Source organism: Marivita sp. (genome assembly GCF_017643905.1).
GTDB lineage: Bacteria > Pseudomonadota > Alphaproteobacteria > Rhodobacterales > Rhodobacteraceae > Marivita.
The window spans coordinates 1-18,855 of record NZ_JAEPMO010000092.1 but is presented as its reverse complement, the minus strand read 5'-3'; the positions used below and the strand labels follow the sequence as shown (position 1 = coordinate 18,855).

16 protein-coding genes and 2 pseudogenes are annotated in these 18,855 nt (G+C 60.2%); 12 read left to right on the top strand and 6 right to left on the bottom strand.

The features are described from left to right. Positions 1-7: 7 nt before the first annotated feature. A complete protein-coding gene (locus tag JJ869_RS14970) occupies positions 8-319 on the bottom strand; it encodes an ETC complex I subunit (protein WP_292268283.1) in 312 nt (103 codons plus the stop codon). Between the two features lie 400 nt (positions 320-719). On the opposite strand from JJ869_RS14970, the gene uvrB reads away from it, so the two are divergent. After that, entirely contained in the window at positions 720-2,900 is a 2,181-nt protein-coding gene (gene uvrB / locus JJ869_RS14965) for an excinuclease ABC subunit UvrB (protein ID WP_292268282.1), read from the top strand. A 203-nt stretch (positions 2,901-3,103) separates the two neighbouring features. Further along, positions 3,104-3,685, top strand: a complete 582-nt coding sequence (locus JJ869_RS14960; RefSeq protein ID WP_292268280.1) for a hypothetical protein — start codon at positions 3,104-3,106, stop codon at positions 3,683-3,685. Between the two features lie 150 nt (positions 3,686-3,835). On the opposite strand, the gene JJ869_RS14955 is transcribed toward JJ869_RS14960, so the two are convergent. Continuing rightward, positions 3,836-4,102, bottom strand: coding sequence for a zf-TFIIB domain-containing protein (locus JJ869_RS14955; protein WP_292268278.1), 267 nt, complete (start codon positions 4,100-4,102; stop codon positions 3,836-3,838). A 121-nt stretch (positions 4,103-4,223) separates the two neighbouring features. Between JJ869_RS14955 and JJ869_RS14950 the strand changes: the two genes are divergently transcribed. The 10 genes and pseudogenes from JJ869_RS14950 to JJ869_RS14905 all read left to right on the top strand — a co-directional run bounded on the left by JJ869_RS14950 (position 4,224) and on the right by JJ869_RS14905 (position 15,207). Beyond that, a complete protein-coding gene (locus JJ869_RS14950; RefSeq protein WP_292268276.1) occupies positions 4,224-4,694 on the top strand; it encodes an excinuclease ABC subunit B in 471 nt (156 codons plus the stop codon). 42 nt (positions 4,695-4,736) lie between these two features. Beyond that, entirely contained in the window at positions 4,737-7,190 is a 2,454-nt protein-coding gene (gene hrpB / locus JJ869_RS14945; protein WP_292268274.1) for an ATP-dependent helicase HrpB, read from the top strand. A gap of 66 nt (positions 7,191-7,256) precedes the next feature. Then, a pseudogene (gene ttcA, locus JJ869_RS14940) lies at positions 7,257-8,138 on the top strand (tRNA 2-thiocytidine(32) synthetase TtcA). Between the two features lie 59 nt (positions 8,139-8,197). Beyond that, complete coding sequence (locus tag JJ869_RS14935) at positions 8,198-9,727, top strand: GGDEF domain-containing phosphodiesterase (RefSeq protein ID WP_292268273.1); 1,530 nt, start codon at positions 8,198-8,200, stop codon at positions 9,725-9,727. A gap of 143 nt (positions 9,728-9,870) precedes the next feature. Continuing rightward, positions 9,871-11,673 carry a membrane protein insertase YidC gene (gene yidC / locus JJ869_RS14930; protein WP_292268271.1) on the top strand — a complete coding sequence of 601 codons (1,803 nt, stop codon included), beginning with the start codon at positions 9,871-9,873 and terminating at the stop codon, positions 11,671-11,673. Continuing rightward, on the top strand, positions 11,670-12,413 hold the full coding sequence (locus JJ869_RS14925) for an MOSC N-terminal beta barrel domain-containing protein (RefSeq protein ID WP_292268270.1): 744 nt from the start codon (positions 11,670-11,672) through the stop codon (positions 12,411-12,413). The genes yidC and JJ869_RS14925 overlap by 4 nt, the downstream gene beginning before the upstream one ends. Position 12,414: 1 nt before the next feature. Continuing rightward, complete coding sequence (yihA, locus tag JJ869_RS14920) at positions 12,415-13,065, top strand: ribosome biogenesis GTP-binding protein YihA/YsxC (protein WP_292268285.1); 651 nt, start codon at positions 12,415-12,417, stop codon at positions 13,063-13,065. Between the two features lie 87 nt (positions 13,066-13,152). Continuing rightward, positions 13,153-14,022, top strand: a complete 870-nt coding sequence (gene argB / locus JJ869_RS14915) for an acetylglutamate kinase (RefSeq protein ID WP_292268269.1) — start codon at positions 13,153-13,155, stop codon at positions 14,020-14,022. Beyond that, positions 14,019-14,672, top strand: coding sequence for a ferredoxin (locus tag JJ869_RS14910; protein WP_292268267.1), 654 nt, complete (start codon positions 14,019-14,021; stop codon positions 14,670-14,672). The genes argB and JJ869_RS14910 overlap by 4 nt, the downstream gene beginning before the upstream one ends. Before the next feature lie 28 nt (positions 14,673-14,700). Continuing rightward, positions 14,701-15,207, top strand: a complete 507-nt coding sequence (locus JJ869_RS14905; protein WP_292268265.1) for a histidine phosphatase family protein — start codon at positions 14,701-14,703, stop codon at positions 15,205-15,207. Positions 15,208-15,273: 66 nt separating this feature from the next. On the opposite strand, the gene JJ869_RS14900 is transcribed toward JJ869_RS14905, so the two are convergent. The 4 genes and pseudogenes from JJ869_RS14900 to JJ869_RS14885 all read right to left on the bottom strand — a co-directional run. Then, positions 15,274-16,047, bottom strand: a complete 774-nt coding sequence (locus JJ869_RS14900; protein ID WP_292268264.1) for an amino acid ABC transporter ATP-binding protein — start codon at positions 16,045-16,047, stop codon at positions 15,274-15,276. A gap of 48 nt (positions 16,048-16,095) precedes the next feature. Beyond that, positions 16,096-17,391: an ABC transporter permease subunit gene (locus JJ869_RS14895; protein ID WP_292268262.1), complete on the bottom strand. Its 1,296-nt coding sequence runs from the start codon at positions 17,389-17,391 to the stop codon at positions 16,096-16,098. Position 17,392: 1 nt separating this feature from the next. Then, positions 17,393-18,607 carry an ABC transporter permease subunit gene (locus tag JJ869_RS14890; RefSeq protein WP_292268260.1) on the bottom strand — a complete coding sequence of 405 codons (1,215 nt, stop codon included), beginning with the start codon at positions 18,605-18,607 and terminating at the stop codon, positions 17,393-17,395. 129 nt (positions 18,608-18,736) lie between these two features. Beyond that, positions 18,737-18,855, bottom strand: a pseudogene (locus JJ869_RS14885) (amino acid ABC transporter substrate-binding protein); the annotation flags it as partial.

The following is an 18,855-nucleotide window of genomic DNA, read 5'->3' as shown; positions in this document are numbered from 1 at the left end:
TACATGTTCAATGCGTCCACGCGCCTTTGCGATCAACGGCGAAGTTTTCCGCATAGCCCCGGGGGCGGATGTTGGGCTTGCGCTTGTTCGGGGTGAGCTGGATCACCTCGATGCCATGTTCCTTGGCATAGGCCTTGGCCGCCTCCAGTGTATCGAACTTCAGGCGAACCTGGCTTTGCGTGTCGGAGGACGACGTCCACCCCATCAGCGGATCAATCTCGCGCGGGCTGTCGGGCGCGTATTCGAGCACCCAATGGTTGGTTTTCGCGGTGCCAGAGGACATGGCGGTTTTCGACGGCTGATAAATCCGGGCGCGCATAGGTCTCACCTGTTTGATCGTTGCGGCAGGTATGCGCAAAAATAGCCTGACGTGCAAGATGATGATCCTGTCGCAGCACAAAGGGCTGTCAGTGCAAGCAGGGAACCACCGGATCACGAGAAGCGGGGAGCGAGGGGTGGGTGTGTGCCGCTCGAAACCAAATGATGCCAACTGCTTGCAGTTAAAAGGTACTTAATTCGTACAACTTTGAAAGGAAAAAAGCGGACGTCCCGATGGGAAGCCCGCTTTATCAGCACGCAACTGAACTCAAATGCAATAAAAACAGCACCCTAATGGGTCTATGCGACCAAGGTTGCATTTCCAAGGCCAACCCCCCATTTTGTCTTTCCCGAGTGCGGCTGCAGGTCTTGTCGCAGCAACCGATTCCATCAGGTGATCCATGCCCGATACCCAGATTCTGCACGCCCCTGCCCCCGATGTCCGCGCCCGTGAAAAGCTGGAGGGTGGTATCCGGTTTCGGATGAATACGGAATTCGAACCGGCGGGCGACCAGCCCAATGCAATCAAGGAATTGTCGGCAGGCGTTTTGGCGGGTGAACGGGATCAGGTGCTTTTGGGGGCAACGGGCACCGGCAAAACCTTTACCATGGCCAAGGTGATCGAGGAGACGCAGCGCCCGGCGATCATTCTGGCACCGAACAAAACGCTGGCGGCGCAATTGTACGGTGAATTCAAAGGGTTCTTCCCGGACAACGCGGTCGAATATTTCGTCAGCTACTACGACTACTACCAACCCGAAGCCTACGTGCCCCGGTCGGACACCTATATCGAGAAGGAATCCCAGATCAACGAACAGATTGACCGGATGCGCCACTCGGCCACTCGCGCGCTTCTGGAACGGGATGATGTGATCATCGTCGCCTCGGTGTCCTGCATCTACGGTATCGGCTCGGTCGAGACTTACGGCGCCATGACGCAGGATCTGCATGTCGGCAAAAGCTATGACCAGCGCGCTGTGATGGCCGATCTGGTGGCGCAGCAATACCGCCGCAACGATCAGGCGTTTCAGCGCGGGTCGTTCCGCGTGCGGGGGGACAGCCTCGAGATTTTCCCGGCGCATCTTGAGGACCGGGCATGGAAGCTGTCCTTCTTCGGCGACGAGTTGGAAAGCATCACCGAGTTTGACCCGCTGACAGGGGAAAAGACCGACAGTTTCGAGCGCATCCGGATCTATGCCAACAGCCACTACGTGACGCCGAAACCGACGATGCAGCAAGCCATCGTGGGCATCAAGAAAGAGTTGCGGCAGCGGCTTGACCAGCTGGTGAACGAGGGAAAACTGCTTGAAGCGCAGCGGCTGGAGCAGCGGACGAATTTCGATCTGGAGATGCTCGAAGCCACCGGCGTCTGCAACGGGATCGAGAACTATTCGCGCTATCTGACAGGCCGCGCACCGGGCGAACCGCCCCCCACGCTTTTCGAATTCATCCCCGACCATGCCATTGTTTTTGCAGACGAAAGCCATGTCAGCGTTCCGCAGATCGGTGGCATGTATAAGGGCGACTATCGGCGCAAGTTCACGCTCGCCGAACACGGGTTCCGCCTGCCCTCGTGCATGGACAACCGCCCGCTCAAGTTCGAGGAATGGGACGCCATGCGCCCGCAATCCGTGTTCGTGTCCGCGACCCCTGCCAAGTGGGAGATCGAACAGACTGGCGGTGTGTTTACCGAACAGGTGATCCGACCCACGGGCCTTTTGGACCCGATGGTCGAAATCCGTCCGGTCGAAATGCAAGTGGACGATCTGCTGGACGAGATCCGCAAAGTGGCAGCGGGCGGGTACCGCACGCTGGTCACCACCCTGACCAAACGCATGGCCGAGGACCTGACCGAGTACCTGCACGAACAGGGCATCCGCGTGCGCTATATGCACTCGGATATCGACACGATCGAACGGATCGAAATCCTGCGCGACCTCCGCCTTGGGGCGTTCGATGTGCTGATCGGGATCAACCTTCTGCGCGAAGGGTTGGATATTCCCGAATGTGGTCTGGTCGCCATTCTGGATGCGGACAAGGAAGGCTTCCTACGCTCTGAAACCTCGCTGATCCAGACGATCGGGCGTGCGGCGCGGAACGCCGAAGGCCGCGTGATCATGTATGCCGACCGGATCACCGGATCTATGGAGCGGGCGCTGGCCGAAACCGACCGCCGCCGCGCCAAGCAGATCGCCTATAACGAAGAGCACGGCATCACGCCCGCGACGATCAAGAAGAACGTCGATGATATTCTGCAAGGGCTCTACAAAGGCGACGTGGACATGAACCGCGTGACCGCCAAGGTGGACAAACCGCTGGCCGGGGCCAATCTGCAGGCGGTTCTGGACGGGTTTCGTGCGGATATGCGCAAGGCGGCGGAAAACCTCGAATTCGAAGAAGCGGCGCGTCTGCGGGATGAGGTCAAACGATTGGAAGCGGTCGATCTGGCCATCGCCGACGACCCGCTTGCCCGCCAGTCCGCGGTCGAGGCGGCAGCGGAAGCAGCCGTCAAATCGTCGGGTCGGTCGACAGCCGGACGCCCTGGTCAGCGCGGCGGGAATGTGAAGCGGCGGAAGCGGTAAGGCAGATCGGGCAGACGGGCCAGCCTTCTGATCTGTGACCGAAGCAGCGCCATCTCAATCTTGTGACGTGTTTGTTTTGAAAACAAGAATTGCGCGGCATTTCTTGCCGCGCTAGGAGTTTTCTGCTGACGCGCTGCCCATGAAAGATCACGGAACAGGCGGGCGATCTGCTGTCGTCTACCAAAGAGATTCATCTGAATTTTATGCGAAAGTACCTGTCTCGCGCCATCGCCAGTGCCGTTCTGACATGCGCCATTTCTTCCTCAGCTCATGCGCAATACAACATATGGGGCAATGGACTCAGCAACAGGACCACAAATGCTGTAATCCGCATCCTTCAGGGCGATTTCCGCGAATGCGGCGAACTGATCCTGGTCTTTCGCTATGATTGTTATAGCCCAAGCTACCGCAGTGCGGCCGACCGTCTGGATGGGATTTTGGAATATGCACCGGCACAAGACGCCCTTCGTCTTGTCGAAGATCGCATCGCGTCAGTTGTCTCGGCCAATATAGACCGGTCCAGACCGCCACTCAGGCAAGGCGGGCGCGTGTTCAACGCGGTGAAAGAAGAGGCCATTCCGCAGCTTCGGCGCGAAACGCTGCGCGCGATGGACGAAGCGCGGACCATTCTCTTGCGCTCACCGACAGAGGCACAAAGACCGCATTATTCGCGCATAGCTGCGGTCATCGAATCGAACAAAGTCCTTTTGAGGTCGGCTCTTTTGCACATTGAGCCAGCGGCGCGGCGGGTCGCCGGACTGTTCTACCGAATCTGGGCCGGGTGACCGCGCAACTTATGTTGCCGTTTGATTTCAGATAAACGGAACAAATGGCACGCCACAGGCGCTGAGGGCCAACAAGCTCACAATCGCAAACCACACACGCACAACGACTCCATAGGTCAGAACCACCTCTCCGACCTAGGCGAGGACGCATCAGAAGTCGAACAGGTCTTCCAGAAAGCTGCCGCGTTTCTTCTTTTTGCCGTAACCTGTGTCCCCGTAGCCCGTGGTTTGGCCGCGGATGCGTTCCTGTGCGGCAGGCGGCGGCGGAGGTGGTGCCGCATAGGTCGCGCTGCGCTCGATGATTTTGTCCAACTCACCGCGATCCAGCCAGACACCCCGGCATTGCGGGCAGTAATCGCTTTCGACACCCGAGCGTTTGGCGATCACCAGTGCGGTTCTGTCGATGGGACATTTCATTGGGCCATCTCCTTGGGTTTGACCGGCAGGAGATTTGCACTCACTACCGAATATCATTCCCGGTGCGATAGCCCCTCCCAAAGACACTGGCGCAATTCGAACCGTACGCTACCATAGCTTCATGCGTACGGTTCTTGTTGCCCTTGCCCTCTTGGTTGCGCCCCTCCCCGCGATGGCTTGGGAGTTCACGCCCGTGCCGATCTGCACCTTGTTCCATCAGGACCCTGAGGTGGCAGTCATGGTCACTTACGACCCAGCGAGCGGTGAATATGCAATTCACCTGTCGCGTGAGGGCGGATGGCCTGACGCGGCGGTGTTTTCCATGCGCTTCGAAGGGCCGCGCGGGCTGACGATTTCCACCACACAGCATGTGATCGAGACAGAGGACACACGCACACTGACGGTCCGTGACCGGGGGTTCGGGAATGTCCTGAATGGGTTGAACTTCAACCAGCGCGCAGTGGCGGTTCTGGGCGATCTCGAAGTGCCTGTATCGCTGGATGGCGCGGCGCCAGCGGTCGAGGAGTTTCGCGCCTGTCCGACGGATCAGCTTGTCCACTGGCCTTGGGCACGGGCGAAACAGGCGTCCTGAGCACGGCTTGCGGCGTGCCTGCGGACCGGCTTAGAAGACGCCATGACCCGGCTTCCCATTGACCACGTCCTGCCAGAGCTTATCGCGCATCTGCGTGATCGGGGCCGCGCCGTGCTGCAAGCGCCCCCCGGGGCGGGCAAGACCACGCGGGTGCCTCTGGCGATGCTGGACGCGGGGTTGACATCGCAGCGCATCGTCATGCTGGAACCCCGACGTCTGGCGGCGCGGGCCGCAGCCGAGCGGATGGCCGAAACTTTGGGCGAAGCGGCGGGCCAGACCGTCGGCTACCGCGTGCGCGGCGGGTCCAAAGTGTCGGGTCAGACCCGGATCGAGGTCGTGACCGAAGGCATCCTGACGCGGATGATCCAGACCGACCCGGAATTGTCCGGCATCGGCGCGGTAATCTTCGATGAATTCCATGAGAGGTCTTTGAACGCCGATCTGGGCTTGGCACTGTGTCTCGAAATCACCAGCGCCTTGCGGGATGACCTGATCCTTGTGGCGATGTCGGCGACGCTGGACGCAGAGCCAGTCGCACGTTTGATGGACGCGCCCATCGTGACGTCGGAAGGACGCAGCTATCCCGTCGAAACCCGCTGGCTCGACAAACCCGTGGGCAAAACCGTGCGGTTCGAAACCGCGATGGCGGACCTGATCCAGACCGCCGCACGGGACTGTTCGGGGGGCATTCTTGCCTTTCTGCCGGGTGAGGGCGAAATCCGCCGGGTGCAGACCGCGCTGGAGGGTCGGTTGCCCAAGGGTTGCACCATCCGCCCCCTGTTCGGCGCGATGCCCTTCAAGGCGCAGCAAGACGCGATCCGTCCGGAAACAGCAGACCGCAAGGTGGTGCTCGCCACGTCGATTGCAGAGACATCCCTGACCATCGAGGACATTCGCGTCGTGGTCGATGGTGGCCTGGCGCGGCGGTCGCGGTTCGACCCGGGATCGGGCATGTCGCGGCTGGTGACCGAGAAGGTCACCAAGGCCGAGGCGACACAGCGGGCCGGGCGGGCCGGACGAGTGACAGACGGCGTGGCGTACCGCTTGTGGACCAAGGGCGAGGATGGGGCACTTGCGGCTTTTCCCCCTGCCGAAATCGAAGCGACCGACCTTGCAGGCCTCGCGCTCGAGCTGGCACTGTGGGGGGCACAGCCCGGCGAGTTGCCTTTCCTGACGACCCCACCCGAGGGTGCCTTTGCCGAGGCACAAGCGCTTCTGCGACTGCTGGGCGCCTTGGACCCGCAGAACCGCATCACCGATCACGGGCGCATATTGGCGGCCTTACCCCTGCATCCGCGATTGGCCCATATGGTTGCCGTCGCGGGACCGGGCGCGGCCCCATTGGCGGCGTTGCTGGCGGACCGCGATCCGGTGCAGGGCGGCGGTGTCGATCTTGCCCTGCGGATCGAGGCGCTACGCGACCCAAAGCGGTTTGCAGAGCGGCGCAATGCCATGCTCAACCGGGACGCATTGGACCGCATCCGCATCGAGGCAAAGCGGTTGGAGCGCGTGGCCCCCAAAGCCAAGGGCGATCCGTTAGGGATCGCCGAGATGGCTGCCCTCGCCTACCCTGATCGCATTGGCTTGCGGCGCAAGGGCGATGACCCGCGCTACCAGCTGTCTGGCGGCAAAGGCGCCGTGATGGAGAGCGGCGACGCCCTGGCCGGAGCCCGGCTGATCGTCGCCACCGACCTTGATGGCAACCCGCGCGAGGCGCGCATCCGACAGGCCATCCAGATCAGTGAAAGCGCGATCCGGGCGTTGTTCGCGGATCAGATCCGTTGGGTAGACCTGTGCGAATGGTCCAAGCGCGACCGCCGCGTTGTGGCCCGTCAGCAGGAAAAGCTGGGTGCCATCGCGCTGGATGACCGGGTTTGGAAGGACGCGACGGCAGAGCTGATTGCGACGGCGATGCTGGACGGTGTCCGCGACTTGGGTCTGACCCCTGCCATGAGCGATGCCGCGCGCCGGTTTACCGCCCGCGTTGCCCTGGCCCGCGATACCGGACTGACCCTGCCCGACATGTCCGATCCCGCCCTGATGGACAGTCTTGAAGACTGGCTGCTTCCCCATCTTGGCGGTGTGCGGAGCGCCGATGACTGGAAACGGTTCGATCTTCTGCCAGCCCTTCGCGCGATGCTCGATTGGGGGCAGATGCAGGATTTGGATCGGCTGGTGCCCGGCAAGTTCACAACTCCCTTGGGGCGTGAGATCCCGATCGACTATTCCGGTGAGCACCCCGAAATTTCCCTGCGGCTGCAGGAATTGTTCGGCCAGAAAACCCATCCTTGTGTGGGAAAGACCCCGCTGCGCGTGACGCTGCTGTCCCCGGCGCAACGACCAGTGCAGACAACGCTTGATCTGCCCGGGTTTTGGGCCGGCTCCTACGAGGACGTGCGCAAGGACATGCGTGCGGCCTATCCGAAACACCCGTGGCCTGAAGACCCCACACAGGCCGACCCGACCTTGCGGGCCAAGCGCAGGCACGAAAGCTAACGGCGTCGGGCACGCCCGCTGAACGCCATGCTTGCCGAAACGCTGGATTCACCGTACATGCCGCTCATGCTTGATGATGCCGACGACATACACCCGCTGTTCTACGGTGCGCCCAAAACCACCGAGTTCAAGAAGCTGCGCAAGCGCATCGTGCAGAACGTGCGCGAGGCGATCGAGCATTATGGCATGGTTGGCCGAGACCCGGCGAAAACACCGAAATGGCTGGTGTGCCTGTCTGGCGGGAAAGACAGCTATACGCTTCTTGCGGTGCTTTATGAGTTAAAATGGCGCGGGCTTTTGCCGGTCGATCTGCTGGCGTGCAATCTTGATCAGGGGCAGCCCGGCTTTCCGGCGACGGTCTTGCCGGAATTTCTGGAAAAGATGGGGGTTCCGCACCGCATCGAATATCAGGACACCTATTCCATCGTAGTCGACAAGGTTCCGCAGGGGCGAATTTATTGCGCGCTCTGTTCGCGCTTGCGGCGTGGGAACCTTTATCGCATCGCCCGTGAAGAAGGATGTGATGCTGTGGCGCTGGGTCATCATCGCGACGACATTCTCGAGACCTTTTTCATGAACCTGTTTCACGGTGGGCGCCTTGCCACGATGCCGCCGAAACTGGTCAATGAAGACGGCGATCTGTTCGTCTACCGCCCTTTGGCGCATGTGGCCGAGGCCGATTGCGAGAAATTTGCCAAGGCGATGAATTATCCGATCATCCCCTGCGACCTGTGTGGCAGCCAGGACGGGCTGCAGCGACAGCAAGTCAAAGCCATCCTTGACGGATGGGAAAAGAACAGCCCCGGACGGCGATAGGTGATTTTCCGCGCTCTGACGAATGCGCGACCGTCCCATTTGCTGGACAGCGAACTCTTTGATTTCAAAGGGCTGACAACGCAAGGGCGCGACGAAAGCGACAATTCTCAGGATATTCCTGACCTGCGTTAAGCGTTCAATTAACCTGGCTGCGCGAAACTGCCCGAAACAGAATTTGGGGCAAGGCCGCGATGCGACGTCTTTTGGATCTTCCCGACCTGCGGCAGAAGCTTGCCAAGGGCCTGACCGGGCCTCAGATGCTGGCCTTCCTGCCTGCCCTTTGCCTGTCTGCCTATTGGATTGGGGGCGAAGTCCCCCTTGTCTTGTGCGCTTTGGCGACGCCGTTGGTATACGCGGTGTTCGGCGGTTTTGGCGGATGGTCCAGCGCCGCACAAACCGACGCAGCGCGCGCACCAGATGTGAACAGGGTGGCGCAGGAATTCCTTAAGATCGCGCAACATACAGGCCAGACGACCGCATGTTTCAAGATCACCATTCCCGAGCTTGATCAGATTGCACACTGCTTTGGCGCAAACATTGCGGGCGAGTCGCGGGATCTGATCGCAGCACGGCTTCGCACGTCGCTGCGGGCATCTGACTACGTGTTCCGGTCGGAAGGAACGCAGTTCACTGTTCTCATCTCGCCGGGGTTCCGTCTGAGGCTCGACAATCTTATCGACTTGGGGAAACGCTTGCGCGAGGCGGCGGAAACATCGCTTGTGCTGGACGGCACGACACACACCTTGACTGCATGCATCGGGATCGCGTCATCGCTGAACTTCGGCCGGAACGTGACCGCAAACGTCTGGCTGCAATCTGCAACCGATGCCATGGACGAAGCGGTGATGGCCGGGGCCAGCACGACACGCCTTTGGTCCGACCGGCTCGCGCGCAGGAACCGGTCGCGGCATGCCCTGCGGCAGGACATCGAAACCGCGTTGGACGAGGGTGCCATCCAGGCGTATTTTCAACCCCAGATCAGCGTCAGAACTGGCGACGTCAGCGGGATGGAAGCCTTTGCGCGGTGGCTTCACCCGACGCGCGGCGTTCTGCCAGCGGCAGAGTTTTTGCCCGCCGCGACGGACAGTCGCCAGATGGTGCGGCTTGGCCGGTCCATCTTTTTGCAGGCAGTCACGGCCCTGCACCACTGGGACGAATCCGGGTTCAATGTCGGGACCATGAGCGTGAACCTTTCGGAAGAAGAGTTGCGCGACCCCGAACTTCCCGGCCGCATTGCCAGCGACTTGGACCGATGCGGAATCCCGGCGCACCGATTGGTGTTCGACATTCCGGAAACGCATCTGAGCAAGGCGGCTGATGACATGATCCGGCGCAACCTCGTGTCGCTGGCAAGGCTTGGCTGCGGGCTTGACCTTGAGGGGTTCGGCTTGGGTGGATGCAGCATCACTGTCGTACAACAGCTCCCGGTCACGCGCCTTAAACTGGACAAGAGCCTAGTTCACGGAGCGGCGGCATCCGAGGACCGAACGCGCGCGTTGCATGCGGTTCTTGCCATCAGTGAACGCCTCGATCTGCCGACTGTCGCTGCCGGTGTCGAAACGGTCGAAGACGACAGCCTGTTGCGCGACCTGGGCTGTGCCCACGCGCAAGGTTTCCTGTACGCGCCCCCGTCCAGTGCAGCCGACACCAAGATCTGGCTGGAAGGTCGACAAGCCCTGAAAACACCTCGCACCGGTGCGAAGATCAGGCACATCAGGTGACAGGCAAAATCGCGGGTTCCACCGCATCCGAATGGGCTGAACAATTGCCGCACCGTACGGGTCATTCCTGTGAATCCGCTTGACGTTCAGGCATAGTGCCTGTTGAACGCAGCGATAATCCAAAAACCACAGGCGGCGGCCCCATGGACGATCAGAACAAGAACCTTCTTATCGCAACAGCGCTCAGCTTTGCGGTTATTCTGGTATGGTTTGTCTTGTTTCCGCCACCCGAACCGACTGTCAATCCAGACAGCGCAGTGCCAGACGCAACCCCGTCAATCGCCGCCACACCGGACGCAGCGCCCGGAAGCACCGCGGGGATCAACCAGACAGGCCCCGCCGCAGTCGCAGATGCCCCGCGTGTGGCAATCGAAACCGACCGCGTGATGGGTTCCATCTCGCTGGTTGGCGGTCGGATCGACGACCTGTCGCTCAAAAACTACCGCGTCACCGTCGAAGAGGACGCGGATGTCGTTCACCTGCTCAACCCGGTTGGGTCGGATCGCCCGTATTATGCCCTCTTTGGCTGGGCACCGGGCGGTGGGCTGACCATTGACGATGTGCCAAGCGTCACAACCAATTGGACTCTGGAAGAGGGTGAAACCCTGACACCAGACACCCCGATCACACTGCGCTGGGACAGCCCGAACGGTTCAATTTTCCGCCGCATCATCGAAATCGATGACGACTTCATGTTCACCGTGACACAGTCTGTCGAAAACGCCAGCAACAGTGCGCTGACGATGGCACCCTACGGCCTGATTGCCCGGCATGGTGAGCCCTCAGACCTCAAGAATTTCTTCATTCTCCACGAAGGCGTGGTGGCTATGGCGGACGGCACACTTGCCGAGATCGACTACACGGACATGGTCGATTTCCCCGTCGTGCCCACCGAAGGGGCACGCGCCGAGGTTACCCAAGTCACCGAGAACGGCTGGATCGGCTTTACCGACCACTATTGGATGACCACAATCATCCCCGAGAACGGCACGCCGTTCCGGCAGGTGGCCAAATACAGCGATGCCAGCAACATCTACCAGACCGAAGCGGTGCAGCCGACCGTGACGATCGCTCCGGGCGAAACACGCGAAGTGTCAACGCAGTTGTTCGCCGGTGCCAAGGAATGGGAAACCATCCGCGAGTATCAGAACCGCGGCGTCGACCGTTTCATCGACAGCATCGACTGGGGCTGGTTCTTTTTCCTCACCAAGCCGATTTTCTGGCTGCTGCATAACCTGAACCTGCTGATCGGCAACATGGGCTGGGCCATTATCGGCCTGACACTAATCATCAAGGCGGCGCTCTTCCCGCTGGCATACAAATCCTATGTCTCGATGGCGAAGATGAAAGAGCTTCAGCCCGAGATGGAAAAGATCAAGGAGCGGGCTGGCGACGACCGTCAGAAGCTTCAGCAGGAGATGATGGAGCTTTATAAGAAGGAAAAGGTGAACCCGGCCTCTGGCTGTTTGCCGATCCTGTTGCAGATCCCGATCTTCTTCTCGCTCTACAAGGTGATCTTCGTCACGCTGGAACTGCGTCACGCCCCATGGCTTGGCCCGTTCCAGGATCTGTCGGCACCTGATCCCACCTCGATCATGAACCTGTTCGGCTTGCTACCCTGGGCCGCACCGACACCCGGATCGCTGCTGGCGCTGATCTTTATCGGTATCCTGCCGCTGCTTCTGGGTATCTCGATGTGGTTGCAGCAAAAGCTGAACCCGGCACCCACGGACGCAACACAGGCGATGAGCTGGGCAGGGAGGAGAGGGGGGGGGGGGTTCAGGCTGGGTGGCTTCGCAAGCGGGCTGGTCGTGTACTGGATCGCGAACAACACGATCACCTTCGTGCAGCAATATCTGATCATGCGCTCGCAGGGATATAAGCCGGACGTGTTCGGCAACATCAAATCCAGCGTCAAGCGCAACGCGAAAACGGGTCAGAAATGACCGCAACCGTCACCGAGATCTGGCGGCACCCGATCAAGAGCCATGGCCGGGAAAAACTGGAGTCGGTGACGATTGCCGCCGGAGGAACGATCCCGTTCGACCGGCTTTGGGCGGTCGCGCATGAACGGTCGCAGGCCGATGGATCGGAATGGGTGAGCTGCGGGCATTTCTGCCGGGTGGCCAAGCTTCCGAGCCTGATGGCGATCAGCGCCGCATTCAACGAAGCAACCGGCCGGATCACACTCCGCCATCCAGACGTGGCCGACATCACCTTCGAACCGGACACCGACGGCGCCGCTTTTCTGGACTGGGTCAATGCGCTGGCCCCCGACGACACGTTGCGCCCCGCGCGGCTGGTCAAGGCGCAGGCGCAGGCATTTACGGACAGCGATTTTCCAAGCGTCACCTTGTGTAACCACGCATCGCACCGGGCGGTCGAGCAGCGCGTGGGCAATCCACTGTCGCATCTGCGGTGGCGTGGAAACATCTGGATCGATGGTCTTGCCCCATGGGAAGAGTTCGATTGGGACGGGCGCGATATCCGGATTGGCGAAACGATCCTCCGAGTGCGGGAACGGACGGATCGCTGCAAGTCGACGCACAGCAACCCGGACACGGGAAAGCGGGATGCCGACGTTCTGAGCGCGCTTGGCAGCTGGGGACATCAGGATTTTTCGGTGCGGGCCGAGGTGATCCAGGGCGGCGCGATCCGGACCGGCGACGAGGTGGCCCGTGTCTGAAATGAAACTGCCCTTCCCGCTTGCCGAAGAACCGGATGATCTAAGCCGCGAGGTCGGGCGCAAACTGTTCGCGGGTGAGGTCGAGTTCCTAAAGGGCGTCGTGGCAATGTCAGGCCTGCCGCCCGATGATCGGATCGAGGTTTGCTTTGCGGGGCGGTCGAATGTCGGGAAATCGTCTCTGATCAATGCGATCACGGGCCGCAAGGCTTTGGCGCGCGCGTCAAACACACCGGGTCGTACGCAGGAAATCAACTATTTCACGTTGGGCGATGAACGCTACCTCGTCGACCTTCCGGGCTATGGCTATGCCAACGCGCCGGTGGCGGTTGTCGAAAAATGGCAAGCTTTGCTCAAGCAATACCTGTCGGGCCGCGCCAGCCTGCGGCGTGCTTTCGTGCTGGTCGACAGCCGGCATGGAATCAAGCCCGTGGATGAAGAGATCATGACGCTTCTGGACAGAAGCGCGGTGACCTTCCAGGTGGTGCTGACGAAAGCCGACAAGATCAAACCGTCGGAGTATGACCGGCTTCTGGATCAGGTGCGTGGCAAGTTGTCAAAACACCCTGCGGCCTATCCCGAACTGGTGCTGACCAGCAGCGACAAGGGCGATGGCATTGCCACCTTGCGCAGCATCATTGCCGGGATCGGCTAACCGCCGCAAAACGGCTTGCCTCTGCGATAACCATGTCGCACACAGGATGAGCGCCGGGCATGGGTCCGGTATGGATCGAGACCAAAGATGAAACCCAGAGATATGAACCACGACTGGATCGCCACTGCCCGTACTCTTTCCGAGGCCCTGCCCTTCATGCAGCGCTATGCCGGGTCCATTGTTGTCGTCAAATTCGGCGGCAATGCGATGGGCGACGAGGACGCAATGGCGGAATTCGCGCGTGACATCGTTCTGATGCGGCAGGTCGGGATCAACCCGATTGTCGTGCATGGCGGTGGACCGATGATCAACGACATGCTCAACAAGCTGGGGATCAAATCGGAATTCGTGCGCGGCAAACGCGTGACCGACAAGGCGACGGTCGAAGTGGTCGAGATGGTTCTGACGGGGCTTGTGAACAAGCGCATCGTTCAGGCGATCATGGATGAAGGCGGGCGGGCTGTCGGGTTGTCCGGCAAAGACGACGACCTTATGGTGTGCGAAGCGGATGATCCTGAACTTGGTTTCGTGGGCCGCCCGGTCGAGATGAACCCGCAGGTGTTGCGCGACCTGTTCAAGGCGGGGATCATTCCCGTTGTTGCGCCTGTCGCGACAGGCATGAACCCCAACGAGACCTTCAATGTAAACGGGGACACCGCGGCTGGCGCGATTGCCGGCGCCCTCAAGGCGGATCGCCTGTTGCTGCTGACCGACGTGAGCGGCGTGAAGGATGCCAATGGCAACGTCGTCACCGCCATGACCCCTGAAGAGGTCAGCGCGATGATCGAGGTCGGCACGATTGCCGGCGGGATGATTCCGAAGACGGAGACTGCGTTGAAGGCCATCGAAGAGGGTGTGCGCGCCGTGGTCATCCTTGACGGACGCGTGCCGAATGCCTGTCTACTCGAACTCTTTACCGAACATGGCGCCGGGTCGCTGATCCGTCCAAAGCGGTGACACTGGACGCGCTGGAGTCCTCTGCCCGGGCGGTCGGTCTGACCCTTCGTGGTTCGTTTCATCCATTGCCAGAAGATGACGTTCCCACGGGCACGCAGACCCTTGTCCTGCTAGGCCCAGACGAACCCGCGTTCTGGAGCGTCTTTACAGCGTCGTCTGAGTACAACGACGGTCTGCCGCATCCGCTTGACCGGTGGTCGAAACGGGTGACGGCTTTGATCGCAGCCGATCACGAGGCCACGGTGATCTTTCCCTATGACGGGCCACCCTATGCGCCTTTTCTGCGGTGGGCTGAGCGGAGCGAAGCAAGCTGGCAGTCACCGGTTGGATTGCTTGTCCATCAGTCGGCGGGTCTGTTCATCAGTTATCGGGCGGCCCTCGCCCTGCCGATGCGTCTTTCCCTGCCCGCCCGTGGCCAAAAACCCTGCCTGTCGTGTGACACACGCCCCTGCGAGACCGCCTGTCCGGTGGGCGCTCTTGCGCCGGGTCGGGAGTACAATGTCCCGGCATGCATGGCGCATATTCGGTCACCCGATGGCGTGGCCTGCCGCGAGGGATGCATTGTGCGGCGGGCATGCCCGGTCTCTGACCAGTTTGGTCGCCTGAGGGAACAATCCGCTTTCCACATGCGCGCCTTTTTGGGAGAGTAACGCGCACTCAACGAAAGGCTTGGCGTTCGTGAAACGACTTATCCTCATGCGTCACGCCAAGTCTGACTGGTCTGCCTCGGGCGATGATCACAGCCGACCCTTGAATGCGCGTGGTCGGGACAGTGCTCCGGCGATGGGGCGTTGGCTCAAGGAACACGGCTGGCTGCCTGACGAGGTTCTGTGCTCGACGGCGACGCGCACCCGCCAGACCCTCGCGTTGCTGGGCCTGCCAGAGGTGCCAACCCGGTTCGAACGCGCGCTTTACCTTGCCGAGGCGGATGAGATCATCGAGACCCTGCGCTGCGCATCCAGCGACACGGTTCTGCTTCTTGGTCACAATTACGGGATTGCGGAATGCGCCAATGCATTGGTTGAAGACCCGCCAGACCACCCGCGATTTGCCGATTATCCGACCTGCGCGACCTGCCTGATCCAGTTCAACGTCACGGAGTGGTCCGACATCCGCGAAGGCACCGGCACATGCCTTGGCTTTGCCATTCCACGCGAAGTGATCGCGGCAGGCGAAGCGGACTGAGCGTCTTCCAATAAAAAACGCTCCGGACGATGTCCGGAGCGTCTTGGTCACTTTGGACGCGATTTGTCAGTGACCCAGAATCTGGCTCAGGAACAATTTGGTCCGCTCGTTCTTTGGATTGTTGAAGAACCCTTCCGGTTCGTTTTGTTCCACGATCTGGCCCGCGTCCATGAAGATCACGCGGTTGGCGACCTGACGGGCAAAGCCCATCTCGTGGGTCACGCAGAGCATGGTCATGCCCTCTTCCGCCAGCTCAACCATCGTGTCGAGCACTTCCTTGATCATCTCCGGGTCGAGCGCAGAAGTGGGTTCGTCGAAGAGCATGATGCGGGGGCGCATGCAGAGCGACCGGGCAATCGCCACACGCTGCTGCTGACCACCCGACAATTGGCCGGGGTACTTGTTGGCCTGCTCGGGGATCTTGACCTTCTCGAGGAAGTGCATCGCCGTCTGTTCGGCCTCGCGCTTGGGGATCTTGCGCACCCAGATCGGCGCCAGAGTACAGTTTTCGAGAATGGTCAGATGCGGGAACAGATTGAAGTGCTGGAACACCATCCCGACCTCGGAGCGGATCGTGTCGATGTTCTTGATGTCAGAGGACAGAAGGGTTCCGTCCACGGTGATCGAGCCCTTCTGGTGCTCTTCCAGCGCGTTGATGCACCGGATCAACGTCGACTTGCCCGAACCCGACGGACCGGCGATGACGATCCGTTCGCCACGGTAGACGGTCAGGTCTATGTCCCGCAGAACGTGGAACGTCCCGTACCACTTGTTCATCTTCTGGATTTGAATTGCCACCTCATCCGAGACAGCCATCGGTGCATTTGCAGTTTCAGCCATGGATTGGCCTCCTGTTTTTTGCCCAGCCGCGTGCGCGGTTCGTGGGCCTTATCGGTGATCGGTGGCGAGTTGGCGCTCGAGCCACTGTGAATATTTCGAGATGCTGAAGCAGACGATGAAGAACACGAAGACTGCAAAGCCCCAGAGTTCCCAATAGACGCCGTTCCATTCGGTGGACGCGAGGATCGGTCCGCGGATCATCCCCACGAGATCGAACATCGAAATCACCGACACCAGCGTCGTGTCCTTGAACAGCCCCACCGCCACGTTCACGATGCCCGGGATCGAGATCTTGAGCGCTTGCGGCAGAATGATCAGGCGCATCGACTGGGCGTAGTCGAGTCCCAGACTGTCTGCGGCTTCGTACTGACCGCGCGGCAGCGCTGCCAGACCACCCCGGATCACCTCGGCGATATAAGCGGCCGAGAACATGGTGATCATGATGATCACACGCAGCACGAGGTCGATGTTCGAGCCCGGCGGGAAGAAGTAGGCCAGCACAACGTTTGCCACGAAAAGCAAGGTGATGAGCGGCACGCCCCGGATGAACTCGATGAAGATCACGCAGATCCACTTGATGATCGGCATGGAGGATTGGCGTCCCAATGCGAGCATGATGCCCAGCGGCAAGGACAGCGACACGCAGACCGTGCCGAGGATCATGTTCAGCATGAAGCCGCCAAGATCACGGGACGGGATCGCGTGAAGGGCCATCACGTCGGGCATGGATGCGGGGATGATACCGCCGGCCCAGATCACAACCACCGTCGCGACCAGTCCCGCCAGCATGCCCATCGCAAAGCTTTGTCGTTCGAACTGCTTGAACGCGAAATAGCCTGCAATCAGCCCGACCATCACCATCAAAGGCGTCAGCAAGGTGCCGCCCCAGATCAGCCAGAACGCAAGGAACGGATAGATGGCTGTGAACACCAAGAGCTGGCGCGGTGCCTTGGGATAAAGAACCGGCGCGATTGCGACGATCAGCAGAAAGAACGCCAGTGTTGGCCGCCAATACGCCTCGGTCGGATAGGTGAACCCGAACAGAAGCTGGTTCCAGCGCTCTGTCAAAACCGAGAAACAGGCGCCCGTCATACCGTCGAGCATGTCGCGGCATTCGGCGAGCGAACTGGTGTTCCAGATGCCATTGGCGAACCACGGCCATGCGCCCGAGACGATGACGTAAATGAAGTAGATCGACAGGATCGTCAGGATCGAATTGAACCACCCTTTGAAGAGGTTTTCACGCACCCATTTGACCACCCCAGCCTCGGAGGCGGGCGGCGGTTGTTCAGGCAGCATAGTTGTGCGGACGAAGGCAACGGAATGAGCATGTGTATCTGACATCTCAGCGCTCCTTCAGCTTAACGGCATTGTTGTAGACGTTCATGATCGCCGAGATCGCAAGCGAGATGGCGAGATAGAACAGCATGAGCAGGAAGATCGCCTCGATCGCGCGGCCTGTCTGGTTGAGCGTGATGCCCCCCAATGTGCCGGTCAGATCCATGTACCCGACCGCAATCGCCAGAGACGAGTTCTTGGTCAGGTTCAGGTACTGAGAAATCAGCGGCGGAATAATCACGCGCAAGGCTTGCGGCAGCACCACAAGGTTCATGATCCGGCCCGGACGCAGGCCCAGCGATGCCGCTGCTTCGGTCTGGCCCTTACTGACGGCAAGAATGCCGGCGCGGACGTTTTCCGCGATGAAGGCTGCGGTGTAGATCGACAGAGCGAACCAGAGCGCAATCAGGGAGTTGCGCATGAAAATGCCGCCTTGGAAGTTGAAGCCCTGCAGCGACGGCAGATCCAGTGTGATCGGGCGCCCCATGATGAAGAATGCCAGGATGGCCGGAACGAAGAAGATGACCACGGATGGCCAGAGTGTCGGGATCAGCTGGCCCCGGTCATAGAGCGCTTTTTTGGCGTAGTTGCGGAACGCGAAAATCCCGACGATTGATGCAAGGAAGCCGGCAACGACAACACCGGAGCCGGGACCGAACACAGGAGCTGGGGCGTAGAATCCACGGCCTGTAAACGCGAATGCGCCAAACACCATGGAGGCGGTGGCGTCTTCGCCGCGGAAATCGCGCGGTTGCGGCAGAACGGCGATAAAGACCGCCATGATGATCAGAATCCAGATCAGAACCGGCACGTTCCGGAAAATCTCGACATAGATCGACATGAGTTGGCGCACGAGCCAGTTGTCGCTGAGCCTGAGAACACCGACCGCAACACCGATCACCGTCGCCATGATACAACCGAGGAACGCGACCAGCAGCGTGTTGAGCACGCCGACAACCGCAGCGCGCCAGTGGGTAGACTGGCTCGTATAGTCGATCAGGGTCTGGTTGATGTCATAGCCTGCCGGTTCACCTAGAAATTTGTAGGAGATGTTCAGACCTGCCGATTGCAGGTTGGCCAGCAGATTGTAGCCCAGATAGGCAAAGGCCAGGATGAGCAGGATCAGAGCGATGAATTGAAACGTATAGGACCGATAACGCGTGTCGTTGATCAGCATGGATAGCTGAAACGACCCCGACGGTGGGTCTGAAATCGTGGACATTTTTTTATCCCTGGTTTTCCGGATTTTCCTGGCGGCGCTTGTCGCGCTCTGGTGCCTGATCCGAAGGCTTTTTTGTTTGATTTGAAAAAGGGCGCGAAGTTATTCGCGCCCTTTTCCGTAGTCAGTGCTTTAGCGGAACGGCGGCGTGTAGAGCAGACCGCCTTCGGTCCACAGCGCGTTCAGGCCGCGCGCCAGACCGATCGGCGTGTTCTCACCGATGTTCTTTTCAAACAGTTCACCGTAGTTGC

What these genes read in the sequence shown, in the direction of transcription:
- JJ869_RS14970 (WP_292268283.1), bottom strand. Translation starts at nt 319, where the DNA reads ATGCGCGCCCGGATTTATCAGCCGTCGAAAACCGCCATGTCCTCTGGC.
- uvrB (WP_292268282.1), top strand. Translation starts at nt 720, where the DNA reads ATGCCCGATACCCAGATTCTGCACGCCCCTGCCCCCGATGTCCGCGCC.
- JJ869_RS14960 (WP_292268280.1), top strand. Translation starts at nt 3,104, where the DNA reads ATGCGAAAGTACCTGTCTCGCGCCATCGCCAGTGCCGTTCTGACATGC.
- JJ869_RS14955 (WP_292268278.1), bottom strand. Translation starts at nt 4,102, where the DNA reads ATGAAATGTCCCATCGACAGAACCGCACTGGTGATCGCCAAACGCTCG.
- JJ869_RS14950 (WP_292268276.1), top strand. Translation starts at nt 4,224, where the DNA reads ATGCGTACGGTTCTTGTTGCCCTTGCCCTCTTGGTTGCGCCCCTCCCC.
- hrpB (WP_292268274.1), top strand. Translation starts at nt 4,737, where the DNA reads ATGACCCGGCTTCCCATTGACCACGTCCTGCCAGAGCTTATCGCGCAT.
- JJ869_RS14935 (WP_292268273.1), top strand. Translation starts at nt 8,198, where the DNA reads ATGCGACGTCTTTTGGATCTTCCCGACCTGCGGCAGAAGCTTGCCAAG.
- yidC (WP_292268271.1), top strand. Translation starts at nt 9,871, where the DNA reads ATGGACGATCAGAACAAGAACCTTCTTATCGCAACAGCGCTCAGCTTT.
- JJ869_RS14925 (WP_292268270.1), top strand. Translation starts at nt 11,670, where the DNA reads ATGACCGCAACCGTCACCGAGATCTGGCGGCACCCGATCAAGAGCCAT.
- yihA (WP_292268285.1), top strand. Translation starts at nt 12,415, where the DNA reads ATGAAACTGCCCTTCCCGCTTGCCGAAGAACCGGATGATCTAAGCCGC.
- argB (WP_292268269.1), top strand. Translation starts at nt 13,153, where the DNA reads ATGAAACCCAGAGATATGAACCACGACTGGATCGCCACTGCCCGTACT.
- JJ869_RS14900 (WP_292268264.1), bottom strand. Translation starts at nt 16,047, where the DNA reads ATGGCTGAAACTGCAAATGCACCGATGGCTGTCTCGGATGAGGTGGCA.
- JJ869_RS14895 (WP_292268262.1), bottom strand. Translation starts at nt 17,391, where the DNA reads ATGTCAGATACACATGCTCATTCCGTTGCCTTCGTCCGCACAACTATG.
- JJ869_RS14890 (WP_292268260.1), bottom strand. Translation starts at nt 18,607, where the DNA reads ATGTCCACGATTTCAGACCCACCGTCGGGGTCGTTTCAGCTATCCATG.